This is a genomic window from Sinorhizobium chiapasense, from assembly GCF_045277575.1.
Classification (GTDB): Bacteria; Pseudomonadota; Alphaproteobacteria; order Rhizobiales; family Rhizobiaceae; genus Ensifer; species Ensifer chiapasense_A.
The window spans coordinates 1,971,139-1,984,493 of sequence record NZ_CP144205.1 but is presented as its reverse complement, the minus strand read 5'-3'; the positions used below and the strand labels follow the sequence as shown (position 1 = coordinate 1,984,493).

Sequence of the window (13,355 nt, the reverse complement as noted above, 5' to 3'; positions counted from 1 at the left end):
TGATAAGACGCGCGGCGCTGTAGATTGGTCGCCGCCTATCTCGGCGCTGTCATGGGGGCCTGCCCCCGATGGCCTGCTTGGCGCGGCGATCTGCTTAGTCGCGATCTTTCTGCCTGGATTCTTGCTGCTCTTGGGCGCGTTGCCGTTTCTGGGGCAACCTACGGAAGCGCCCGATGGCTCAGGCCGCCATGTGTGGCGCGAACGCTCGCGTCACGCGCCAAGGTTGGCGATCCTGGGGATGAGCCAAAGCATCGCGCTGGTGCCGATCCCGTAGGCAATTACCCGGCGCGCAAGGGCAGGGCGGAAACTGACGATTGCGCGCGCCGCCCCGGCAATTGCCAGAGCCGCGGCAACGAAGATGAGCTGCCCTGCCTCGACGCCGAGGTTGAAGGTCAAGAGGCTGAGCGGTACATCCGATTGCGGCAAGCCGATCTCCTTCAGGGCGCCGGAGAAGCCGAAGCCGTGCAGCAGGCCGAAGGCGAAGGCAACAATCCAGGGATAGGTCTCGGAGAGGCGCGTCTCGTTCGGTTTGGCCTTGAGCAGTTCGCTTGCGACGAAGGCAATGCTGAGGGCGATCGTCGCTTCGATCGGCTTTTGGGGAAGGCTGAAATAGCCGAGCGATGCGCCGGCGAGCGTGATGCTGTGGGCGACGGTGAAGGCGGTGATCGTCTTGAACAGCATAAGGCGGTCATGGATGAGCAGCATCAGCGCGAGCACGAAGATCAGGTGATCGAAGCCGAGCAGGATGTGCTCGACGCCGAGCAGGAAATAGGTCCGGGCAACTTCGAGGCTGGTCTGCGCGCCGGCCGCCGTGAAGGAGGGCGCCTCGGGCATGAGGCGCCCGACCTCGGTGCCGCCATTCTCGTATTCGATGCGCACCAGCGCTTCGGTCAGCGTCGCCTTGAGCCCGTCGATGATGATCTCGCCATTGCGCAATCCCCCCGCGCAGTCGACGGTCCAGCGCTCCAGATAGGCGCTGCCTTCGAAGGACCGTGTCGGCGTGGCCCTTTCGACGCATTGTTTCGGCAGATGCGCGTCGAGTGCCAGACGCATCCTGCCCTGTGCCGGCACCTTCCAGAGAACGGCGAAGGCGTCGGGCGCCGTTTCGCGTATGTCGAGATAGGCCGGACGAACCTCATGAGCCACGGCCGAGGCGCCGAGGAGCAGGAGGAGAGGCAGGGCGAGAAGGGCACCAAGCGGTCTCAAGGGTTGTCTCCCGCGACCGTGGGGGCTTCGACACTGACCTCATAGCGCGCCAGCAATTCGCCGAAGCGTTGCTGCTCGAGTTCGCTGCGTCTCGCGTTTTCCCACTCCCTCGCCACCTCGTCGCGGATATCCGCGAGTTGCGGCACCCGGCCCGGTGTGTGCTCCGACACCCGGACCAGATGGAGGCCGAAGCTGCTGGCGATCGGCCCCGTCCACTGGCCGAGCGGCGCCTTTTCGAGCCCGTCCGCAAGCGCGCCGCCAAAGATCTGGTCGATCGCCGCCTTGCTCGTGAGCTGGACTGCCGCGGGAAGCAGGGAGGCATCACCAAGCGCAGCGGGGTCGGCCGTATCGTTGCTGCGGAGCTCCGCGAGCAAGGCGGCGGCGTCCGCAGCGATCGTGTCACCGTGCCGCGCAGGATTGAGGAAGACCTGTTCGAATGCCAGCGTCGCATCGGTGGCGAAGGTTGACGGATTGGCCGCGAGATAGGCTTCCAGTTCCGGATCGGTGACCGTCAGCGGGGCGGCGTCGGCGGCGTTCAGGAACTCCATCTTCTGGCGCAGGCGGCGGCGCACGACCGTGTCGTCCCGGTCGAGCCCGAGTTCGAGCGCCTGGCGCACCAGAATTTCCTCCTTCACATAATCGTCGATCATGCCTTTCAGCTCGTCCGCCGTCGGCGAGCGCTGCCAGGTCTTGGTGAAGACCGTGGCCATCTGCTCGATCTTCGACGCACTGACGACGATTTTTTCCGGCGCATCCGCACCGCCGCGCAGAAGGCCGTGGGCGGCGAAAATAAGGAGTGCCAGCGCCAGGAAATGGACCAGCGGCTCTCGTAAAATGCGTTTCAGCATGGCCGTCTCCGCTCGCTCGACGGATGGCGGCGGGCGCACGGTGCTCGCGCGTCCGCCTGCATGCCGTCATCCATCTCCGGGATTATGGCGTGTTATGGCGTGTACCAGATGGGCGAGGTGTAGGCGCGCTCGGTTATGGTCATGCGCGTGCTTTCCAGTGGCTTCGTGCCGAAACGCTTGGCGTCATAGGCCGTCCACCGCGGCGTCGGGATTTCAAGGACGCGACCATAATAGAAGGCCTTCTGCTTCGGATCGAACTCAGGATCCTTCCAGACCGCGATCAGTTCCGGCGCACCGATGGTGTTGGTCCATGTGGCATTCGCGACATCGACCGTATCACCGACCGATGGCACCTTACCGTCCGGGCCCGGCTTGCGGTCTCCGCCCCAGGCGACATCATAGACCTGTTCGTGCGTCTCGCCCTTGTCGTCGAGCCAACCCTTGACGATCTGGTAGCGGTCGAGATTGGCGCCGATCGGATCCCTGAGCGCGGCAACGAGGAATGTCGGGGACTTGCCCTCGGGTGCCGCCGTCAGGTCGCCGCCCATCGGCACTCCCTTGGCATAGCCGATGGCGCCGGGGTTGCGGTTTTCGGCATCGGCCGGCCCGAAGTCCCAGCCGCCGAAGAAGCGCACCAGCATGCGCGGCCCGGTCGTCGCATAGGTCTCCTTGCGCTGCATGGCATCCCAGAGGGATTCGCGGGTATTCTCTTCGGCCCAGACGGCCGCGTAACCTGCCGCGCCGACCTCCCAGTCCATCACGGTGATGTTGGTCTTGGGGTCCTTGATGAAGGTCGCCGTCAGCCGTTCCGGGCTCGGCTCCTGCGGGGTGGTCTTGCCGAAGAAGTTGTCTTCCTCCATGGCCGTCAGGCCGGTATGGGAGTCCGAGCTTCCCACCAGCCCGAACTTGTAGGGGTTGGTGCCGAGTTGCGCCTCGAGCTTGAGGCCGTTCTTGAAGGCTGAGCGGGCATATTCGAATTCGAGCATGTCAGGTGTCTTGCGCTCGCTGGCATCGAGGTTGCCGAAGTCCCAGATCTCGAAGTTCGCGAACTCGTCATTGGGCGAAAGCGCCGGGTGCGCCTCGCCGGTGCCCTTGGTCTGGGTCGTCTCATAGAGCCGTTCCCAGCGGGCCCGTTGCTCGACATAGTCCTTGTCGACCGGTTTGCCGGTGAAGGATTCGATCATCGGGAACATGCGCCCGTTGGACAGGTTGCCGTTGTGGGCGATCGCCAGCACACTGCCGCCGGTCTTGTCCTCGTAGGCCTGCATCCACTTCCACAGGTCGCGGGGATTGTCGCTGCCGAGCGGCTTCAGCGTCGTATAGGGCACCACCTCGCTCGCCTTGTCGGCATTGTCGCGGAAGATGACGTTGCGGTGCAGGTTATTGCCCGCCGTGTTCGATGTCCATTCATAGCCGATGAAGGCGGTGAAGCGACCGGGCTCGTTATATTCCTCGGCCGCCTTGATCGTGTCCTGCCAGGCATTCTTGTAGGGGCGGGTGTCGGGTCCGTAGATCATCGACTGCGGCAAGGTACCCTTGCTGAAGCCGACAATGATTTCCAGCGCCGCCTTCCCACCCTGGCCCGATTTGATCATCTCGTACCAGGTCTTGGCCTGCGGGTCGGCGATGACGTCCGGCTTGCCGGCAAAGAGATCGGGGAACATGCCCATATTGTCGGAATGGTCGGCGACCACCAGGAAGTCGAGCGGGCGCGCCAGCTTGGCGGGCTGGCCGCTCGACGCCATGACCTCTTCGCCGCGGGCAAAGCGATAGGCATCGCGCGGTGTCAGTCGCGCGCCAAAGGCTCCGGCGTCGAACGAGGCTCCGGTGTGAAGATGCGTGTCGCCGAACAGCGGACGGGTCGGAAAATTGCGACCCGCATAGGGCGAATAGAGCGGCTTGGCGGCAAAGGCCCTTTCGGCCTTGGCGGCGTCCAGCGTGCCGGTATCGCCGTGGTCCTGCGCGGCTGCCGAAAGCGCCGGACCGAGGCTCAGAATGCTTGCAAGAAGGAATTTCGCAGACTTGTTTCTCATCGCATTCCCCTCCGTGCGGCACGGCCGCTTCGCGAAAGTCTGACTGCTGCGCGCAAACAATCGCACGGGGCAGCCGCGATTTCCTTGACATTCATCAATATGACCAAAGTGATTAGTCGGCGTAGCCTCCGGATCAGAGCAGCCGGAAAGGCGGACAAAGGTCCGCTAAAGCACGCTGTTGCTCGTTGCTCGCGTGCCTGGGCACGATGGTAACCGTTACGTACTTCCGTACGCTCGAAGTCCGGGTCTAGCGTCCCTGTCATGAAGGGGAGCGGAACGTCATGAGCTTCATCGATCTTTTCGCCTGGATCGTGCTGATCGTGCTCGTGGTGAGCACGGTCGCGGTTCTCATCTTTCTCGCCATGCTGCCGGGGTCGATCGCCAGGCGACGCAACCACCCCTCAGCCGAGGCCGTCAATGTCGCCGGTTGGGTGACGCTGTTCCTCGGTTTTGCGCTGTGGCCGATCGCGCTTGTCTGGGCCTATGTCGACGTGCCGCGGCCGAACACGGCGCATCCAGCCGAGGCCCGTCCAATCGAGGCGGGTCAGCCATGATCGTCTTCCTCTTCAACGTCTATCTGGCGATCCTCTTCCTGCTGGTGAAGCTCAGGATCGTCACCTTCAACCTTTTCTGGAAGATCTCACCGGCGATCGTGTTCCTGCTGCTCCTCGTCGGCCTGTTCATTCCGATGAACTGGGGGGCGCCGCAGGGCAAGGCGCTGGTGGTGCGCAATTCCGTGGCGATCGTGCCCGATGTCGCCGGCGAGGTGGTGGAAGTGCCGGTCGTCTCCAACAGCCCACTCAAGGCCGGCGACGTGCTCTTCCGCATCGACCCCGTGCCTTACAAAGCCAAGGTTGACGCGCTGCAGGCGCAGCTCTCGCTGGAGGAACTTCGGCTTTCGCAGATGACGCGGCTGCAGTCGCGCGATGCCGCGACCGAGTTCGATGTCCAGCAGCGGCAGGCGGATGTTGACAATCTGAAAGCGCAGATCACCAACGCCGAATGGGAGCTCGACAAGACGACCGTTCGGGCGCCGGCTGATGGTTACGTGACCAACCTTGCACTCCGGAAGGGGGCGCGCGTCGCGACCCTGCCGCTGTCGCCGGCCATGGCCTTCATCGACACGTCCGAAACGATCATCGGCGTCGAGATCAACCAGATCGACGCGCGCTACATTCAGCCCGGCCAGATGGTGGAGGCGACCTTCAAGTTTGCGCCCGGCGAAACCTATACCGGCAAGGTCGAAAGCGTGCTGCAGGCGATCGCCTCCGGGCAGGCCCGCGTCTCCGGTACGGCGGTGACGCCGGAGGCGGTCTCGGCCGCGCCGTTCGTCGTGCGGGTGAAACTTGACGATCAGGCCTTCGCCGCAAGGCTGCCGGCCGGCGCGACCGGGGATGCGGCCATCTTCACCGACCGGGTGAAGGCGGCGCATGTGATCCGCCGGGTGCTATTGCGCCAGATCGCGATCACCAACTACGTCAATCCGTTCTGACCCTTTGTCTTCCGCGGGCGGGCGGCACGGTGCGGCCGGCTGCCCCGCCCGCAGGGTGAAGGGCGGGGAGGCGGAGGTGAGCGCTCAGCCGGCGATCGGCAGCGGTGCCTCGGGGTTGACGAGACCGGCGGCCCTCAAGTCCCGCCAGAAGTCGGCCGGCACGGCCTCGTTCAAGGCGGCGCGGTCCTCGGCGATGCGGCTCGGCTGGCTGGCGCCAGGGATAACGGCGGCGACCGCGGGATTGGCGAGCGAGAATTGCAGGCCGGCCGCCTTCATGCTGATGCCGTAACGGTCGGCGATCGCCTTGATGCGCGCGACCTTGTCGAGGATTGCCGGTGTGGCCGGGGCATATTCGAAGTTCGGTCCGCCGACGAGCGCGCCGGAACTGTAGGGACCGCCGACGACGATGCCGAGGCCACGTTTCGTCACCTCAGGCATGACGCGCTGGAGCGCGCGGTCATGGTCGAGCAGGGTGTAGCGGCCGGCAAGCAGGAAGCCGTCGGGACGTGGGCCTTCGAGCGCCAGAAGCAATTCGATCGGCTCCACCCGGTTGACGCCGAGACCCCAGGCCTTGATCACGCCCTCGTCGCGTAAGCCGTCGAGCGCCCTAAAGGCGCCCTTGCGTGCGTTCTCGAAGACATCGAGCCATTCGTCGCCATAGAAATCCTGGGCAACGTCGTGGACGAAGGCGATCTCGATCCGGTCGGTTTTCAGGCGCTTCAGACTGTCCTCGATCGACCGCAGGGTCGCGTCATGGGAATAATCGTTGACGATCTTGTTGGGGCGGCCATAGCGGAAGACATCGCCTTTTTCGCCAAGGTCGCGGGCGCTGACATCCTCGATCTCGTCGAGGATTACCCGGCCCACCTTGGTGCTGATGACGTATTCGGCGCGCGGGCGTCCGGCGAGCGCCTCGCCCATGCGGATCTCGGCAAGGCCGGCGCCGTAGAAGGGGGCGTTGTCGAAATAGCGGATGCCGTCGTTCCAGGCAGCTTCGACGGTCGCAAGGGCCTCTTTTTCGGGGATTTCACGGAACATGTTGCCGAGCGGCGCGGCTCCGAAACCAAGCTTTCCGGGCAGAATATCCTTGAGTGTCATTGTCCTGTCCTTTCCTGTGCAATGGCAGGTCGTACGGGTCTGATGTGCGGTACTGCGATCGGTGAGGGGTATCGCTGTCGGGCAAAGAAATAGGTCGAGCTGCGGATCGGCGGTAGGCAGGCAGACTTCGCAGGATTTGAGAAACGAATTCACAGATGATTGGTTGGAAACCGCACCGTCGGCTTTTGATCGTCGGTTGTGAGCATTCGCCGCCGATCGCCGATTTCGCTTGTTTCCGGGTGTCGGCAAACGCCGCCTTCGTTCGTCTTCATGGAGTGTAACCAGGGAGCGATGTCGCATGAAGCTTTATTTCAGCCGCAACCCCAATCCGCGCCTGGCGGTTTCCGTCGCACGGTTTCTGAAGGCGGAGGTTGCCTTTGAATTTGCCGAGCCGCTGGCGCCGGGGCAGGCCGCGCGCTATCGGGCGCTCAATCCCAATCTGCTTCTGCCAATCCTGGAGCGTCCCGGCCGGCCGCTCTGGGAGACGGATGCGATTGCCTGTTATCTTTCCCGGCATACCGGCTCCAACTTCTGGCGCAGGGATGACGACGAACCGGAGATGATCCGCTGGGTGAGCTGGGGCAAGGAGAACTTCGTCAGAGCATGCGACATGGTGCATTGGGAGCGGGGCACCAAGCTGCGCTACGGCATCGGCCCGTGCGACGAAGCGATGGTGGAGGAGGGGCTCAAGGCCTTTCACAAGGCGGCCGGGATCCTCGAGGCGGAACTCTCCGGTCGCGCCTGGCTGGTCGGCGACACGGTGTCCTTTGCCGATTTCCGCATGGGGACGTTCCTGCCTTTCAATGATGCCGCGCGGCTGCCGATCGGCGACTATCCGGCGCTCACGCGCTGGGCCGGGCAACTCGACGAGATCGGGGCCTGGCGCGATCCGTTCCGCGGGCTGGCAGCACCGGAACTGCCACCGATACCGAGCTGAACGGGCGTTTGCGCATCGTCGCGCCCTGTTGCATGATGGCGCGCATCGGGCGCCAGCCGCGTCCCGTCACGCGCTGCAATCGGCGGTCCGGCCGGCGTTTGCGGAGGGTCGCAAGGGCCAGATGGCGGCCGCACCCATTCCCGGTCGAATCCCGAAAGGTGTTTCGCTTTTTTTAGGAAAGCGGGATTTGCCGTCCTTCAGTACCCTTTTGGTTGTCCCGCGGGAGACGGGGCAATCACAAAGGTATGGAGGAGATACCCTTGGCAAGCATTGCAGAGGAAAACGCACTACCGGAGAATCCCGAAGACGAACGGCTGAGCATCGGCGCCAATCTGGCCTATGGCCTGCAGCACGTCTTGACCATGTATGGCGGCATCGTCGCCGTTCCCCTGATCCTCGGCCAGGCGGCCGGGCTTAATTCCAGCGATGTCGGCCTGCTCGTCACCGCCTCGCTCTTTGCCGGCGGTCTCGCGACCATCCTGCAGACGATCGGCCTGCCGTTCTTCGGCAGCCGCCTGCCGCTGGTGCAGGGCGTTTCGTTCTCGGGTGTGGCGACGATGATCGCGATATCCGGCAATGGCGGCATTCCGGCGATCCTTGGCGCCGTCATCGCCGCCTCGCTGATCGGCCTCCTGATCACGCCGGTATTTTCGCGCGTCACGCGCTTCTTTCCGCCGCTGGTGACCGGCATCGTCATCACCACCATCGGCCTCACGCTGATGCCGGTGGCAGCTTTCTGGGCCATGGGCGGCAACAAGGCGGCGCCGAACTTCGGCAGCACCGCCAATATCCAGCTTGCGGCGGTGACGCTGATCATCGTTTTGCTGCTCAGCAAGCTCGGCAATGCCGCGATCTCCAGGCTTTCGATCCTGCTGTCGATCGTGATCGGCACCGGCATCGCCTATATCGCCGGCATGACCGATTTTTCGCAGGTTGCGAATGGCCCGGTCTTCGCGCTGCCGAAGATCTTCCATTTCGGCTATCCGACCTTCGAGCTTGCCGCGATCATCTCCATGCTGATCGTCATCATGGTGACGCTGGTCGAAACCTCGGCCGACATTCTCGCCGTCGGTGAGATCGTCGAGACCAAGGTGGATTCGCGCCGGCTCGGCGACGGGCTTCGCGCCGACATGCTGTCGAGCATCCTGGCACCGATCGTCGGCTCCTTCACCCAGAGCGCCTTTGCCCAGAATGTCGGCCTGGTGGCGGTCACCGGCGTCAAGAGCCGCTATGTGGTGGCAACGGGCGGCCTGTTCCTGGTGACGCTCGGCCTCCTGCCGATCATGGGGCGCGTCGTTGCTTCCGTTCCGACCTCCGTCCTCGGCGGCGCCGGCCTGGTGCTCTTCGGCACGGTCGCGGCCAGCGGCATCCGCACGCTTTCCAAGGTCGAGTACAATAACAACATGAACCTGGTGATCGTCGCCACCTCGATCGGCTTCGGCATGATCCCGATCGCAGCGCCCGGCTTCTACGAGCATTTCCCGACCTGGGTCGCGACGATCTTCCATTCGGGCATCTCGTCGGCCGCCGTGATGGCGATCCTGCTCAACCTGCTGTTCAACCACCTCACGGCAGGCAATTCCGATCAACAGTCGGTCTTCGTCGCGGCAACAGAGCGGACGATCCGCTACCAGGACATCGCCCGCCTGCACGATGGCGACTACTTCCTTAACGGCAAGCTCTACGATGCCAAGGGCATCGAGGTGCCGCTGGTTGCGGCGGAGGCGCATTGAGCCGGCTCGATCTTTGGAACACGCAATCCCGGACCACAAAACCGGGATTGCTTTGAACCTCGCAATCCCCAGGAAAACCGCTTCGCACTTTTCCTGGAATTGCTTTTGAAATACGCAATCCCGGACGGAAAACCGCTTCGCACTTTTCCTGGGATTGCTCTGAGACCCGCAATCCCGGACGGAAAACCGCTTCGCACTTTTCCTGGGATTGTTTTGAAACCCGCAATCCCGGACGGAAAACCGCTTCGCACTTTTCCTGGGATTGCTCTGAGACCCGCAATTCCGGACGGAAAACCGCTTCGCACTTTTCCTGGAATTGCTTTTGAAACCCGCCATTCCGGGCAGGAAGCCGCTTCCTGTTTTTCCTGGCGTTGATTGAAAACCCGACAAAAGGACATTGGGAATGACACAAGAGACCGACAACTACCAACTCCTCGACGCGCTGCTCGGCACCATGGAGCGCGGCATCATTCCGGCAACGGAAGCGGGCGTTGCCGCCGGCAACAAGATCTTCGGCGCGGCACTCATGCGCAAGTCCGACCTTTCTACCGTGCTCGTCGAGACCAACAACGAGACGGAAAACCCGCTCTGGCACGGCGAAGTGCACACGCTGAAGCGCTTCTACGAGATCGAGGGTACCGATCGGCCGGATAGCCGCGACCTCATCTTTCTCTCCACGCACGAGCCCTGCTCGATGTGTCTGTCGGCGATCACCTGGGCGGGCTTCGACAATTTCTATTACTTCTTCAGCCACGAGGATTCCCGTGACTCGTTCTCCATCCCGCACGATCTCAAGATCCTGAAGGAGGTCTTCACGCTGGAGCCCGGCGGCTACAACCGGACGAACGCGTTCTGGAAGGGCCAGTCGATCCACGCGCTGATCGATGGCCTGCCCGAGGCGCAGCGGAAGGAACTGAAGTCCCGCGCCGATGCGATCCGCGCCAAATATGACGAACTCTCGGCCGCCTATCAGGATAGCAAAGAAGGCAATGCCATTCCGTTGAACTAGAGCGCCGTGCATTCTTATGAACGCACCAAGGTCGCTCTAGCCCTTTGATTCTAGAGCATCTTTCCGCTCTCAAGTGATTTCACTTGAGAGCGGGATGCTCTAGTAAAGCGTTCTGCGATAATCCTCTTCCAGATCGTCGTCCATTTTGCGCATCTCATCCTTATCCGTGGGTGCGCCAGTTGTTTCGTCCAGAATGATTTTTACGAGTGACGGCATCTCGGCCCGATTTTGGAAATGATCCGGGTTCCACAAATGAGAGCGCCGAAAGGCCTTGGCGCAGTGCATGAAAACCTCACGCACCCTAACCACGATCGCGAGTTTAGGCGCGCGATCATTGACAATCATGGTCTTCAGAAGTTCAGGATCATTGACCAGAGTGGCCTGCCCATTCACGCGTAACGTATCGTCAAATCCCGGAACGATGAACAGCAGCCCGACGCTCGGATTGGCGATGATATTGACCAGGCTGTCGAGGCGGTTGTTGCCCGGTCGATCGGGTATCGCCAGCGTGTGCTCATTCAGGATTTTGACAAAACCGGCAGGGTCGCCGCGAGGACTGACGTCTGCTTTCCCATCCAGATTTTGTGTGCCGATGCACAAGAAGGGCGAACGCCTAATAAACTCTTGCGCGTGTTCCCCGAGAGTGTCCTGACATTTCAGTATTGCCAGACCATGTGTCGCATCAAAAAGACTTCTGAGAGATTGTTCATCCGTTATCGTGAATTCTTTATTGAGCTTGAGCCCCTTCATTGCCCTGCCTTTCGAAATTGGCTTGATCAGTCAGTTCCTCGGGATTCCCTAGCCAGCGCCCAGTTCCTCAACGTTTCCGATGCGCGCTTCATCAATGAGGTACGTACCTCATGTGCAGCAGTATCGTCAAATCTCGATGCGGTCAAGAAGGCCAAGTTTGACCGATTACTGAAGTTGCAGAGCCGATACAGACCGCATTTGTGCAAGCGTCATTCCGGCGCAACGCCGAAAACCTGTTACGGCTTTCTCGATGAAGGGAGGTCGTAGGGGCGCTGGGTCGAGCGCATCCTGTCCGAGACGCGCGGGCGCTTCAGCGTTCCGCCAGAAAGCCGGAAACCATCGACCGGAAGGCGTCGATCGCCTTCGGCAGCACGGCCTTCGGATCGTCGCTGGCAGCCACCCAGAGGGCGGCGTTGAGAGCGGCGCCGCTCAAGAGCCTTGCCGCGGCTTCCGGATCGACCGGCTTCAGGATGCCCTGTTCGAGCAGGCGCTCGACGGTCTGCCGCGTCGCCAGCAGGCAGCTGTTCTGGCTCGGCCATTTCGAGGGGTCGCCGAGCACCGCTGGCCCGTCGAGCAGCACGATCCGCTGCACCTCCGGATCGAGCGCCATCTCGATATAGGCTGTGCCTTCGGCGAGCATCGCCTGCCAGCCGTCTTCGCTGCCGCTGCCGATCTCCTTGGCGCGCGCAGCCATTTCGCTGTCGATCTGGTTGACGACGGCGGCGAGCAGGCCGCGCTTGTCGCCGAAATTGTGGTAGAGCGCGCCGCGCGTCAGGCCGACATCGGCGGTGAGTTCATCCATCGAGGCGGCGGCATAGCCCTTTTCCGCGAAGGCCTTCCGGCCAGCCGCGATCAGCTTGGCGCGGTTTTCTTCCATCGTCTCCTGGCGGCGTCTGGCCATGCGGTCCTCAAATTCATATACGGCGCGTATATGAATTTGACATACGCGTCGTATTTGGTTAGTTCATATACGCGGCGTATATCAAATGGAGCGGGTTTTGTGAAGTTCTGCCTGATCGGGCAGCGCGTGCCCGTCTCTGCGCCCTGGATTTCAAGAAAAGGACCAGACCGATGACTCCACGCGACGCAATCTTTCCTGCAAACCGCCACGCGCTCTACGAGGCGCACGGCTATTCCGCCGCGATCCGCTCCGAGGACCTGCTGTTCGTTTCCGGCCAGGTCGGCAGCCGCGAGGACGGCACGCCCGAGCCGGATTTCGCCCGCCAGGTCGAGCGCGCCTTCGACAATCTCGGGGCAACGCTGAAGGCGGCCGGCTGCAGTTTCGACGACATTGTCGACGTCACGACCTTCCACACCGACCCGGAAAACCAGTTCGAGACGATCATGGCCGTCAAGAACCGGATCTTCTCCGAAAAGCCCTATCCGAACTGGACCGCCATCGGCGTCAATTGGCTCGCCGGCTTCGACTTCGAGATCAAGGTGATCGCGCGGATTCCGGCGAGCGCGGGAGTTGGGCGCGATCGGGCAGTGTGAGTTCGCGCGCCATACGGAGTAATAGGGCGGCGTCGCATCCCTTGCGCCGCCGCCGGGCGCACATGAATTAGGCCGGCAAGAAGCCCTTTTGCGACGCTCTTGAGTCCACAACCTTCGGTATGCCAAAGAGTAGTTGAGGGATTTCTTTGGGCAAAGTGGGGCTCATGGCTGATGCAAACGAGGATATAGCGCAGAAGAAGCTGCCTGGCCGGGCCCTTTTTCTGCGTGCTGTCTTGCTGTTTTCCGCTGCTGCCCTGCCTATTTTCGCGAGGATATTTGGCCATCAGTTTCTGCCGTCGATCGAATGGGCGGCGAGGACAAACATTCCTGGGATCGCCACTGGCCTGATATTTGGGGTGACCTTCCTGTGGATCGCCTGCAGGAGCAACTATCGCGTTCAGGGCAGCGCGCTGAAGAGAGCCGTGGCGTTCGTAGGCTCGCCGTTAATCGGTTACGTCGTTGGAAGCAGTTTGGTTGTCCTTGCCGGCCCGATGGTCCTCGCGTCGATCGCGGGCCATCAAGTCGAGCTTCTTTTCACCGTGGAGGACGTCCCTCGCCATGGTTACGGTGGATGCCGATCGGTGATCGAACTGCACGACCTTCCGATGCTCTTCAACAGCCTATGCAGCGTTCCGGACGATTTCAGGCGCGGTCTCGAACCGGGCGACCGGATCCTTTTAATTGGCCGCGGCACCAGCTTGGGCCTGTATGTCGAGCGCCTTCGGCGGACCGATTGAAAGGCGTGACCGCTTTGG

At 62.3% G+C, this 13,355-nt stretch carries 13 protein-coding genes and 1 pseudogene; 8 read left to right on the top strand and 6 right to left on the bottom strand.

The genetic code is table 11. The features are described 5' to 3' along the window. Window positions 1-30 precede the first annotated feature (30 nt). Window positions 31-212: pseudogene (locus tag QM996_RS09695) on the top strand (chromate transporter); the annotation flags it as partial. Here QM996_RS09695 and QM996_RS09690 read toward each other — a convergent pair. The 3 genes from QM996_RS09690 to QM996_RS09680 form a co-directional block, all read right to left on the bottom strand. Then, the gene (locus QM996_RS09690) at window positions 211-1,206 is read right to left on the bottom strand and encodes a HupE/UreJ family protein (protein ID WP_500267287.1); all 996 of its coding nucleotides are present in this window, start codon (window positions 1,204-1,206) and stop codon (window positions 211-213) included. The pseudogene QM996_RS09695 and the gene QM996_RS09690 sit on opposite strands and share 2 nt — an antisense overlap. After that, the gene (locus tag QM996_RS09685; RefSeq protein WP_500267286.1) at window positions 1,203-2,054 is read right to left on the bottom strand and encodes a peptidyl-prolyl cis-trans isomerase; all 852 of its coding nucleotides are present in this window, start codon (window positions 2,052-2,054) and stop codon (window positions 1,203-1,205) included. Before QM996_RS09685 ends, QM996_RS09690 begins: the two co-directional genes overlap by 4 nt. Before the next feature lie 92 nt (window positions 2,055-2,146). Beyond that, complete coding sequence (locus tag QM996_RS09680) at window positions 2,147-4,087, bottom strand: DUF3604 domain-containing protein (protein WP_500267285.1); 1,941 nt, start codon at window positions 4,085-4,087, stop codon at window positions 2,147-2,149. A gap of 281 nt (window positions 4,088-4,368) precedes the next feature. Here QM996_RS09680 and QM996_RS09675 point away from each other — a divergent pair, with 281 nt between their 5' ends. Both QM996_RS09675 and QM996_RS09670 read left to right on the top strand, forming a co-directional pair. Further along, window positions 4,369-4,641 carry a DUF3302 domain-containing protein gene (locus tag QM996_RS09675; RefSeq protein ID WP_500267284.1) on the top strand — a complete coding sequence of 91 codons (273 nt, stop codon included), beginning with the start codon at window positions 4,369-4,371 and terminating at the stop codon, window positions 4,639-4,641. Further along, window positions 4,638-5,579 carry an HlyD family secretion protein gene (locus QM996_RS09670; protein ID WP_500267283.1) on the top strand — a complete coding sequence of 314 codons (942 nt, stop codon included), beginning with the start codon at window positions 4,638-4,640 and terminating at the stop codon, window positions 5,577-5,579. Before QM996_RS09675 ends, QM996_RS09670 begins: the two co-directional genes overlap by 4 nt. An 84-nt stretch (window positions 5,580-5,663) precedes the next feature. On the opposite strand, the gene QM996_RS09665 is transcribed toward QM996_RS09670, so the two are convergent. Then, window positions 5,664-6,677 carry an aldo/keto reductase gene (locus tag QM996_RS09665; RefSeq protein WP_500267282.1) on the bottom strand — a complete coding sequence of 338 codons (1,014 nt, stop codon included), beginning with the start codon at window positions 6,675-6,677 and terminating at the stop codon, window positions 5,664-5,666. 298 nt (window positions 6,678-6,975) lie between these two features. Here QM996_RS09665 and QM996_RS09660 point away from each other — a divergent pair, with 298 nt between their 5' ends. The 3 genes from QM996_RS09660 (at window position 6,976) to QM996_RS09650 (ending at window position 10,356) form a co-directional block, all read left to right on the top strand. After that, on the top strand, window positions 6,976-7,614 hold the full coding sequence (locus QM996_RS09660; protein WP_500267281.1) for a glutathione S-transferase family protein: 639 nt from the start codon (window positions 6,976-6,978) through the stop codon (window positions 7,612-7,614). Window positions 7,615-7,874: 260 nt separating this feature from the next. Beyond that, complete coding sequence (locus QM996_RS09655) at window positions 7,875-9,347, top strand: nucleobase:cation symporter-2 family protein (protein WP_500267280.1); 1,473 nt, start codon at window positions 7,875-7,877, stop codon at window positions 9,345-9,347. 403 nt (window positions 9,348-9,750) lie between these two features. After that, window positions 9,751-10,356 (top strand): tRNA-specific adenosine deaminase, encoded by a 606-nt coding sequence (locus QM996_RS09650; protein WP_500270244.1) that lies wholly within the window; start codon window positions 9,751-9,753, stop codon window positions 10,354-10,356. A 99-nt stretch (window positions 10,357-10,455) separates the two neighbouring features. On the opposite strand, the gene QM996_RS09645 is transcribed toward QM996_RS09650, so the two are convergent. Beyond that, the gene (locus QM996_RS09645; protein WP_500270243.1) at window positions 10,456-11,106 is read right to left on the bottom strand and encodes a pyridoxamine 5'-phosphate oxidase family protein; all 651 of its coding nucleotides are present in this window, start codon (window positions 11,104-11,106) and stop codon (window positions 10,456-10,458) included. A gap of 310 nt (window positions 11,107-11,416) precedes the next feature. Further along, the gene (locus QM996_RS09640; RefSeq protein WP_500270242.1) at window positions 11,417-12,007 is read right to left on the bottom strand and encodes a TetR/AcrR family transcriptional regulator; all 591 of its coding nucleotides are present in this window, start codon (window positions 12,005-12,007) and stop codon (window positions 11,417-11,419) included. 170 nt (window positions 12,008-12,177) lie between these two features. On the opposite strand from QM996_RS09640, the gene QM996_RS09635 reads away from it, so the two are divergent. Next, window positions 12,178-12,600 carry a RidA family protein gene (locus QM996_RS09635; protein WP_500270241.1) on the top strand — a complete coding sequence of 141 codons (423 nt, stop codon included), beginning with the start codon at window positions 12,178-12,180 and terminating at the stop codon, window positions 12,598-12,600. Between the two features lie 164 nt (window positions 12,601-12,764). Continuing rightward, window positions 12,765-13,337, top strand: a complete 573-nt coding sequence (locus tag QM996_RS09630; protein ID WP_500270240.1) for a hypothetical protein — start codon at window positions 12,765-12,767, stop codon at window positions 13,335-13,337. Window positions 13,338-13,355: the final 18 nt, after the last annotated feature.

What these genes read in the sequence shown, in the direction of transcription:
- QM996_RS09685 (WP_500267286.1), bottom strand. Translation starts at nt 2,054, where the DNA reads ATGCTGAAACGCATTTTACGAGAGCCGCTGGTCCATTTCCTGGCGCTG.
- QM996_RS09680 (WP_500267285.1), bottom strand. Translation starts at nt 4,087, where the DNA reads ATGAGAAACAAGTCTGCGAAATTCCTTCTTGCAAGCATTCTGAGCCTC.
- QM996_RS09675 (WP_500267284.1), top strand. Translation starts at nt 4,369, where the DNA reads ATGAGCTTCATCGATCTTTTCGCCTGGATCGTGCTGATCGTGCTCGTG.
- QM996_RS09670 (WP_500267283.1), top strand. Translation starts at nt 4,638, where the DNA reads ATGATCGTCTTCCTCTTCAACGTCTATCTGGCGATCCTCTTCCTGCTG.
- QM996_RS09665 (WP_500267282.1), bottom strand. Translation starts at nt 6,677, where the DNA reads ATGACACTCAAGGATATTCTGCCCGGAAAGCTTGGTTTCGGAGCCGCG.
- QM996_RS09660 (WP_500267281.1), top strand. Translation starts at nt 6,976, where the DNA reads ATGAAGCTTTATTTCAGCCGCAACCCCAATCCGCGCCTGGCGGTTTCC.
- QM996_RS09650 (WP_500270244.1), top strand. Translation starts at nt 9,751, where the DNA reads ATGACACAAGAGACCGACAACTACCAACTCCTCGACGCGCTGCTCGGC.
- QM996_RS09645 (WP_500270243.1), bottom strand. Translation starts at nt 11,106, where the DNA reads ATGAAGGGGCTCAAGCTCAATAAAGAATTCACGATAACGGATGAACAA.
- QM996_RS09640 (WP_500270242.1), bottom strand. Translation starts at nt 12,007, where the DNA reads ATGGCCAGACGCCGCCAGGAGACGATGGAAGAAAACCGCGCCAAGCTG.
- QM996_RS09635 (WP_500270241.1), top strand. Translation starts at nt 12,178, where the DNA reads ATGACTCCACGCGACGCAATCTTTCCTGCAAACCGCCACGCGCTCTAC.
- QM996_RS09630 (WP_500270240.1), top strand. Translation starts at nt 12,765, where the DNA reads ATGGCTGATGCAAACGAGGATATAGCGCAGAAGAAGCTGCCTGGCCGG.